Here is an 8,524-nt window from a genome sequence, read left to right on the forward strand (position 1 = left end):
GCTGCTTAATTCCTTCACTAAAATTGTTTCATCAACCCTATTTGACAAAGAGCCCTTTTTTATTAAAATTTCAATTGCCAATAAAAAACACCTAACGATTGTTAAGTGCTTAGATGAAATTTAGTATTAAAACACACGAGCTGTGTGTTTGATTAATTCATCATCTCCTGTATATTCTTCAATACCTAGATTATCTAATATAGCTATATATAATTCACGAAAAGTTAGTTTAGAAAAAGTTTCCACTTCATCATCATCTTTTAAAATAGATAGTTTCTCTGCTTTTTCTTCTGGAGTTAAATCACTTTTCATAACTGTTGCTATTAATTTACATTTTTTAATCATTGTGAGTTTCTTCATTGTTCTTCATCTCCTTTTTTGAAAATTTTATATCGATTAATTTCTATTTGCATTATAACGCTCAGAAATGTAAGAGATTCAACACTCCTACCTGAGTTAGAATCTAATTTTTACTGAATGCTATCTTTTGCCAAAATTTATTCATAACTGGAAAACATTTCCTTGTAATAATGTACAAACTGATTGTCTCCCTTATAAGGTTGTATACCAAGAACATCTAGTGCTGCTAAAGCAATAGTACCAATAGGTGCATGAGTTATTGGCATTGGATTCTTATCTGACACCAATCTTTTTATTTTTCTAATAGTTTTATCTGAAACATCATGCTTTAATACAGCGTTTCTAATAAATATTCCGTTATCCACTATAGCCATAATAGTTCCCTACTTTCCGAATATTCTGTTATATTTTTTATTAAGTAATTATCTACTCTTTAATAGAGGCTTGATTTAAGCTATAAACGTTATAAAACTCTAGATACATGTTTCAACAACTCACTTTTACCTGTATATTTTTCGATACCTAAATTATCTAATACAGCTATATAAATATCGTGAAAAGTTAATGATATAAAATTATCCATTTCATAATCATCTTTAAAACATTCTAATTTCTTAGCTTTTTCTTCAGGAGTTAAATCACTAAGCATAACTTGCATTAATAATTCTTCTTTATCTGCTCTTGTCATTTTCTTCATTTGGATCCATCTCCTTTTTTGAATTTTTCGTTATATTTTTTATCCATTAATTTCTATCTACCTTATAACAATCGGAAATGTAGGAATCCCGACAGTCCCACCAAGTTGATATCTAATCTTTACTAGATGTTTTTATACAAAAAAGCACTTAACAAGTATTAAGTGCTAAAAAAGTAAGTGGGACGGGCATTCCCCACCTCTCAGGAACCCGTTAGGGTGTGTAGGGCCCGATATTTTTCTACTTTTACTTTTCCATATTTTACCTCTAAATAGATGCTTTGTAAATTGTTTCTATGGTTTAAGTAAAAAATACTACAACATCTCAGATAATCTTTTTATCAAATATTTATCGCCTGTATATTTTTCAATCCCTAAATGATCTAATACTGCTATGTAAATATCATGAAATGTCATTTTTAAAAAACTCTCCATTTCATAATCATCTTTAAAAACTCTAATTTCTTAGCTTTTTCTTTAGGAGTTAAATCACTTTCCATTACTTCTACTAATAATTTACCTTTTTCTACCATTGTCATTTTTTTCATTTTACATCATCACCTTTTTTCTTAATGAATTTTTATCATAATTTATCTCTAATCATCCCAACTCGATTTTCTGGGAGATAACAGAAATGATGCTTACTATAAAGTTTATCAGCCGGAACTTTGGCTACTAATGTAATAAAACTACTCTCATGTGTATTTTCATCAAACCATTGATCAATGATTCCCATCATTTTATTGGCAATTCCACGTCTCTGAAACTTTTTATCCACCATAATATCCGACACAACAAAGGTAATTCCTCCATCACCTACGACTCTTCCTAGTCCAATAAGTTCGTTATCCTCATAAACAGAAACGGCGAAAAGTGTCCCATCAAGTGCCTTTTTAACTTCAGAATTCGGCTTAGTACTATTCATCCCAGAGTTAACTCTCAATTTGTTATAAGCTTCGACACTTGGTACTTTATGAATAAATTCCATGCTAGTAATTCCTCCAATACCTTTTTGTACAGTTATTATAACACTCAAAGGCAATCTATGTATTCTATAAAGGCTATTCTATCCAAACTTGCTTTAGAGTGTTTGCTGTTTTGGATATAGACTTTATCTCAATCTAAATAAAAAATCATGCCCAGCCGTTAGATAGCTGAGCATGAGTGTTAAGTATGTATTACTACTGAAAAAAAATTTGTTAAGTGCTTTGATATAATTGAAAAAGTTCAATTATTCTATCACAAGTTTATCATTGTTGCAACGGTCATTACAACGATTGTGATGATAATCGAACTAATCCTTAAATGCTTTAAATAGCTTTCTTTTCTAGGGCGGTTTCGTCCATCCTAGTTCCTACTGAAAATTGTAACAAAGAAAGGAGTGAAACGCAACCGGCAGATTAAGAGATAAACAACTATCTTCCAACCTTACAACCCTTCATCACTTTCACGGTAATCAATTTGCAACTCATACTTATACTCTTCACAGATTGTTTGATAATCATATTCAGATAAGCTTGCGATAAATAAGTCATAGTCTAAATTTAACTGATCTGCTTCAAAGCTTTCTTTCCAAATTTCAAATTCTCTTTCAAATGGTAATGTGCTCTTCCATTCATCTTCTTCTGAGAAGCAATGTTCTGAAATAAAATGTGCTAATGCTTTGTAAGAATCAAAACAGTAATAATCCTTCTCCATTGGTAGTGCTACTTCTAATGATTCAATTCCTTGTTTTACTTGATTACGATGCACATATAATTGACTCATATTAAATCCCTCTTTTTTCTTATATTCTCTTACATTTCAAACTATATACGAAATAGTTATTTTCAGCAATCAAAATCCTTTATTCTGCTTATCGAGTCTATCTCAAACAAACAAAAACTCAACGAACTCCTCTCTACAGGAACTCGTTGAGTTTCAATTTTACAATGATTCATCTCCTATCGGTAATAGAATTTCAAATATGCTTCCTTTTCCAAGTTCGCTTTCTACTGAGATTTCTCCTTGTAGACGATGCACAATCGATTGAACAATTGCAAGCCCTAATCCATTTCCTTCTTGAACATGAGAGTGTTCTGCTTGGTAAAATTGTTCAAAGATATGTCGTTGTGCTTCAGGAGAGAGTCCAATCCCCTTGTCTTCTATCTGAACCTTTATGTGCTCATTTTCTTCAAGAATCGCAATAATTAATTCTACCGTATCTCCAGAATATTTAATAGCATTATCAATTAAATTTGTCCAAACTTGCATCATCAAGTCTGGATTCGTTTGACAATAGACAGGTTTGCTTGAAAAAGTTAGGTGAATGTCTTTCTCTTTCCATTTTTCTGTCATCAAAATAACTGCATGTCGAATTTGTTCATCCAATTGAACTCTTTTTTTCTGCGGCAAAAAGTCCTTTTCCATTTTGGTAAGTGTTACAATATCATCACATAAACGGCTCAATCGCATACTTTCCGATTGTAAAATATGAGTTAAGTCTCTCCTTGTAGCTTCATCCAATTTTTCATCTGCTAATAAATCACTCACTCCGACTAATGCTGCAATGGGAGTTTTTAATTCATGGGAGAAATTGGCTATAAAATCAGCACGGTGTTGGCTACTCTTCTTTAAATCTTCAGCCATCTGATTGACATTTTGAGCTAATTGGTCAATTTCATTATGATATTTTGCAGTATCTTTTGGATATTTTCTACGATGGATTTTATGATTATAATTCCCCTTAGAAATTGCTTTAACTGATTCATTCAAATCAGAAATGGGACGTGTTAAATGAACGGATCCCCACCACATCACTAAACTTCCAATCACAATAATCGTGCCACTAAAAATCAATAACCAAATTGTTAAACTTGTTTCAATTTTTAAAAGATTTTTTAGGAAAAATATGACTGCTACTCCAATCAAACTTATCGCTATCAATATCCTAAAAAATAAGCGGAGAAAATATTTCCGAAGTGAAAATTGAATTTCTTTTTGTTTATCCATGTTTCATTGTTCCTTTATAGCCTAATCCTCTAACGGTTACAATATCAAAATCTTCATTTCCTTTAAGTTTTTGACGAAGTCTTTTAATACAAGCATCGATTAAACGTTCATCATAATCTTCTTCCATTCCCCATATATCATCTAACAAATCTAATCGTGTAAATATTTTTTCTGGGTGACTTAATAATTTATATAACAAGAAAAATTCTTTTGGGGGAATTTGTACTTGTTCTCCTGTTGTTAAATCCGTCGTTGTTAAGGCGTTATAATCCAATCGAGTGTGAGTAAACGTCAGCACTTTTTCTGCTTCTAGTTGAGATCTTCTTAGTAATGCTTTCACTCTTAAAACGAGTTCTTCTAATCGTAGAGGCTTCACCATATAATCATCCACCCCTAATTTAAAAGCTGTTTCTAGCGATTCTAATTGAGATTTTGCTGTTATCATTAAAATAGGCAATGTATGCTTCGTTTCTCGCAATGTTTGAACGAATTCATAACCATCCATTTCAGGCATCATAATATCTGAAATAACTAAATCAATCTGCTGTTTTTCCATCAAATTTAAAGCTTCTTGTCCATTTTGCACGGTATGGACTGAGTAATTTTCTTGCTTTAATTTTGTTGAAATCATTGTTTTAATCGCAAAATCATCTTCACAAACTAATATACTAAACATAGTTCCTCCTTACTAGGAACATTATAGCATATTTCTTACAGGCGAACTAAACTTCCTTTTTTTAATTCATAGACAGTGTCCACATATTCTAATACAGAACGGTCATGAGTAACCATAATAGCACTCTTTTGTTTTTCTTTTACTTCTCTTTGAATTAATTGTGCAATTTCCTGTGCTTTTTCCGGATTCAAACTTGCCGTCGGTTCATCTGCTAAAATTAATTGCGGATTTCCAATAAATGCTCGTGCAATGGCAACTCTTTGTTTTTGTCCACCAGAAATTTGATTTGGGTATAAATGATAACACTCCTCTACTCCTAATTCTTTTAATAATGTTTGAACTTCTTCTTTACGTTTAGCAGCATCTTTTTCTCCTTTTAATTTAGAAACCTCTTCTAATTGGTCTCCAACTGTCATATAAGACAATAATTGATGATCTTGGAAAATAAATCCTAATAATTCTAAACGCTTCTTAGTCCATTCACTTTGCGTTACATTCGTTAAATTTTGGTCTGCTATACGGATTTCTCCTGAATCAGAAGATAATAATAATCCAGCAATCGATAAAAACGTTGATTTCCCTGAACCTGAAGGCCCTACAATCGCAACAAATTCACCTTTGTTCACGGTTAAATTCAAATCATGGAGAATCTCTCTTTTTTGCATTCCGTCCATAAATGATTTTGTAATATTTTTCAATTCAATAACTGACATACTATTCACCCTTTCCACCAATGACTTCAATTGGATCTACTTGTTTAATTTTTAAAATCGATAACGCTCCACATAGAACAGAGATAAAAATAAAGCTCAATGCAATCGTAATATTCCCTTTTAATGTCATATAAAATGGCATTGCACTTGGAAGTCCTAATGCCATTGCATACGCTGATAACAATCCTATTCCGACTCCAATCACTGATAAAATACTAATTTGAGATAATTGAATAGCTGTTATTTTTTTCATTGACATTCCAATCGCTTTTAACACGCCAAATTGTTGTAATTTTTGCAATGTTAAAATGTAGAAAAATACTCCTAAAATAGCTGAAGACGCTACTAGTAATACCCATGTAATCATCGTTAGTGTCATATTTTCAGCTGTATATCCAGGGATTTTCTTAATTAATTGTTTTGGTTGAAGTACCATTAGCTCAGTGGACAACTTATCTACATCCACTATTTGACTCGTTACAATCGTTTGTGGTTTCCAAGTATAAGTTGGATCATTTTTTTGACGCATTGCTTCGTATGTTTCTGAACTAACAAAGCCAATCGTACTATGTCCATATTTTGCATTTTTTGCAAAGGCTACTACTGTTAAATTTTCTTTTGAAGCTTTATCTTGAATGATATCTCCTACTGCAATGCCTTTTCCTTTATAAGAATCATCTAAGATTACTTCTTGATTTCCTAATTTTTCTAATGAGTAATCCATCGTTTCTACTTTACCAACAACTTTATTTAAATGATCCATTGCAAAAAATGTGACATCTTGTGTACTATCCTCTCCCTCTTTTGTAAGAGATGAACGTTGAATCACTAATCCAAATGAATCTTCCAATGCTAATACTTCAATTTCTGTTACATTTTGACTCGTAAAATTTGAAAAAGGAATTACTCCTTCAGAATCTTTGGACAGAATGTATTGTACTTCTCCAAAGTTTTCAATTTGTGCCGTATTAATTCTGCCTAAACCATTCGTTAATCCAGATAAAAAAATCACCATAAACATCATAATGACTATCAGTACCTCGATTAAAATAAATTTTTTCGGTTGATATTTAATTTCATTCCATGCAAATTTCATGTATATTTCTCCTTTATTTTTAATATTTGTCTCTACTATAAAAGAGAAATATGACCTGAATATGACATTGATAAAAAATAACCCGTTGATTAAACAACGGGTTATCTTTTAAATCCCAAAACTAATTCTGAGTCCTTCATTTACTTTTTCCATAAAGGCATCATCAACTTCTGTTATTTTTTCAATTAATCGCACTTTATCAATGGTACGAACTTGTTCTAATAATACAGTAGATTCCTTACTAAATTGAAATTGATCTTTTTGAATTTCAATATGCGTTGGTAAATTCGCTTTTTCATGTTTTGCCGTAATGGCAGCGACAATTACCGTCGTACTAAAATGATTCCCAACATCATTTTGAACAATTAGAACGGGACGTTTTCCTCCCTGTTCACTTCCTACTACAGGAGATAAGTCCGCTAAATATACTTCTCCTCTTTTTACCATTTATCTTTCTCCTAATCATCATTTATAACTTCTTGGCACACGATCACTAATTAAACAAAGTGATTCATATGAAATCGTGTGGCTTCTATGAGACAATTCTTCTGCAGTAATGCACTCATTGCCATTTTTTCCTAATAGAGTTACCTTTGTTCCAACAGGCATTTCATAAGGAAGACGAATCATACATTGATCCATACATACTCGTCCAACAATCGGACATCTTACCCCTGAAACAATGACTTCACCAGGAGCATACGCACGAAGATAGCCATCTGCATATCCTACTGGTAATGTGGCAATCCATTCATCTTCACTACAAGTATAGGTAGCACCATAACTAATTGTGTCCCCTGCATGTAATTGTTTTACAAAAACAATCTCCGTTTCCCAAGTTAATGCTTCTTCTAATGGTAATGTATCAGGAAGGCTTAACCCTCCATTAGAAGGATTTAATCCATACAAGCCAATCCCCCAGCGAATGACATTTGTAGTTAATCCTTCATGCCAAATAGCCGCAGCTGAATTTGAACAATGAACATAAGTTGGACGTTGTTCTAAAGCTTCCACACACTCGTTGAAAGCTATCAATTGGTGTTCAAACTGACTCGTATCTGCTTCATCAGCAGTCGCAAAATGAGTAAAGATACCTTCAAAAATAAATTGCGAATGCTGTGCTTTTAGAAATTGTTCTATTTCTTGAACTTGTTCTGGTGTACGAACTCCAATTCTTCCCATCCCTGTATCAATTGCTAGGTGCACAATTAGTTGCTTTCCATCTGGAATTAGAGTCTGTGCTTTTTCTAACCAATCTAAGGAGCTCACTGTAGTAGATATACGATAGTCACAAAGGATTGGTACATCTTCTAATCGGCTAATTCCTAATATTAGAATCGGTTCTTTGAATCCTTCTTGTCTTAATTGAATCGCTTCATCTAATAATGCGACACAAAATCCCGCAACTCTTTCTTCATGAGCCGCTTTAGCCACTTCTATCATTCCATGTCCATAAGCATTTGCCTTTACTACGGCAAAAATATCTGTATTGGGATAATGATCTTTAACAGCTTTAATATTTTGTTGAATCGCATTTAAATTAATAGTTACACGTGTATTCCTATGAATCGCAGGAAACATATCTTCACTTTCTTTCTTCTATATTTGAGGGAGACTCTTCTAAAATAACGACAGCATACGCATCATGATTTGTATGCGTAATACTTACATGTCTTTGATAAGGATGCGGAGCTGTTAATAAGGGTTGTCCAGTCTCAGCATTTAGAATTTCAATATCTTGAAAAGAAACAGACTTTCCTATTCCAGTACCTAAGGCTTTAGAATAAGCTTCTTTAGCGGCAAATCTTCCTGCTAAATATTCTACTTTTCTTTTGATTCCTAAAGTTTCATACACAGCATATTCCTTTGGAGTTAACACTCGTTGAATGAAGGAGGAATCTTGTACTACAATTTTTTCAATTCTTGATAATTCAATTGCATCCATTCCGACACCAATAATCGCCATCTCAATACTCCCTTTAAAAACATAATGT

13 protein-coding genes are annotated in these 8,524 nt (G+C 32.5%); all 13 read right to left on the reverse strand.

The genetic code is table 11. The annotated features are described in order from the left end of the window. Positions 1-126: 126 nt before the first annotated feature. Positions 127-360 carry a hypothetical protein gene (locus RYL55_RS07670; RefSeq protein ID WP_315008400.1) on the reverse strand — a complete coding sequence of 78 codons (234 nt, stop codon included), beginning with the start codon at positions 358-360 and terminating at the stop codon, positions 127-129. Positions 361-497: 137 nt separating this feature from the next. Continuing rightward, the gene (locus tag RYL55_RS07675) at positions 498-734 is read right to left on the reverse strand and encodes a hypothetical protein (RefSeq protein ID WP_315008401.1); all 237 of its coding nucleotides are present in this window, start codon (positions 732-734) and stop codon (positions 498-500) included. An 89-nt stretch (positions 735-823) separates the two neighbouring features. Beyond that, the gene (locus RYL55_RS07680; protein WP_315008403.1) at positions 824-1,057 is read right to left on the reverse strand and encodes a hypothetical protein; all 234 of its coding nucleotides are present in this window, start codon (positions 1,055-1,057) and stop codon (positions 824-826) included. Positions 1,058-1,473: 416 nt separating this feature from the next. Next, a complete protein-coding gene (locus RYL55_RS07685; protein ID WP_315008405.1) occupies positions 1,474-1,602 on the reverse strand; it encodes a hypothetical protein in 129 nt (42 codons plus the stop codon). Between the two features lie 35 nt (positions 1,603-1,637). After that, positions 1,638-2,042: a GNAT family N-acetyltransferase gene (locus RYL55_RS07690; RefSeq protein WP_315008407.1), complete on the reverse strand. Its 405-nt coding sequence runs from the start codon at positions 2,040-2,042 to the stop codon at positions 1,638-1,640. 440 nt (positions 2,043-2,482) lie between these two features. After that, positions 2,483-2,821: a hypothetical protein gene (locus tag RYL55_RS07695; protein WP_315008409.1), complete on the reverse strand. Its 339-nt coding sequence runs from the start codon at positions 2,819-2,821 to the stop codon at positions 2,483-2,485. 159 nt (positions 2,822-2,980) lie between these two features. Then, positions 2,981-3,979 (reverse strand): HAMP domain-containing sensor histidine kinase, encoded by a 999-nt coding sequence (locus RYL55_RS07700; protein WP_315008410.1) that lies wholly within the window; start codon positions 3,977-3,979, stop codon positions 2,981-2,983. Positions 3,980-4,037: 58 nt separating this feature from the next. Continuing rightward, entirely contained in the window at positions 4,038-4,721 is a 684-nt protein-coding gene (locus RYL55_RS07705; protein WP_315008411.1) for a response regulator transcription factor, read from the reverse strand. Positions 4,722-4,756: 35 nt separating this feature from the next. After that, entirely contained in the window at positions 4,757-5,434 is a 678-nt protein-coding gene (locus RYL55_RS07710) for an ABC transporter ATP-binding protein (RefSeq protein ID WP_315008413.1), read from the reverse strand. Position 5,435: 1 nt separating this feature from the next. Beyond that, a complete protein-coding gene (locus RYL55_RS07715; RefSeq protein WP_315008415.1) occupies positions 5,436-6,530 on the reverse strand; it encodes an ABC transporter permease in 1,095 nt (364 codons plus the stop codon). Positions 6,531-6,638: 108 nt separating this feature from the next. Continuing rightward, on the reverse strand, positions 6,639-6,977 hold the full coding sequence (locus RYL55_RS07720; protein ID WP_314110408.1) for a type II toxin-antitoxin system PemK/MazF family toxin: 339 nt from the start codon (positions 6,975-6,977) through the stop codon (positions 6,639-6,641). An 18-nt stretch (positions 6,978-6,995) separates the two neighbouring features. Beyond that, on the reverse strand, positions 6,996-8,111 hold the full coding sequence (gene alr, locus RYL55_RS07725; RefSeq protein WP_315008417.1) for an alanine racemase: 1,116 nt from the start codon (positions 8,109-8,111) through the stop codon (positions 6,996-6,998). Between the two features lie 4 nt (positions 8,112-8,115). Continuing rightward, positions 8,116-8,496: a holo-ACP synthase gene (gene acpS, locus RYL55_RS07730; RefSeq protein WP_315008419.1), complete on the reverse strand. Its 381-nt coding sequence runs from the start codon at positions 8,494-8,496 to the stop codon at positions 8,116-8,118. Positions 8,497-8,524: the final 28 nt, after the last annotated feature.

It is taken from the genome of uncultured Granulicatella sp. (assembly GCF_963515615.1).
Classification (GTDB): Bacteria; Bacillota; Bacilli; order Lactobacillales; family Aerococcaceae; genus Granulicatella.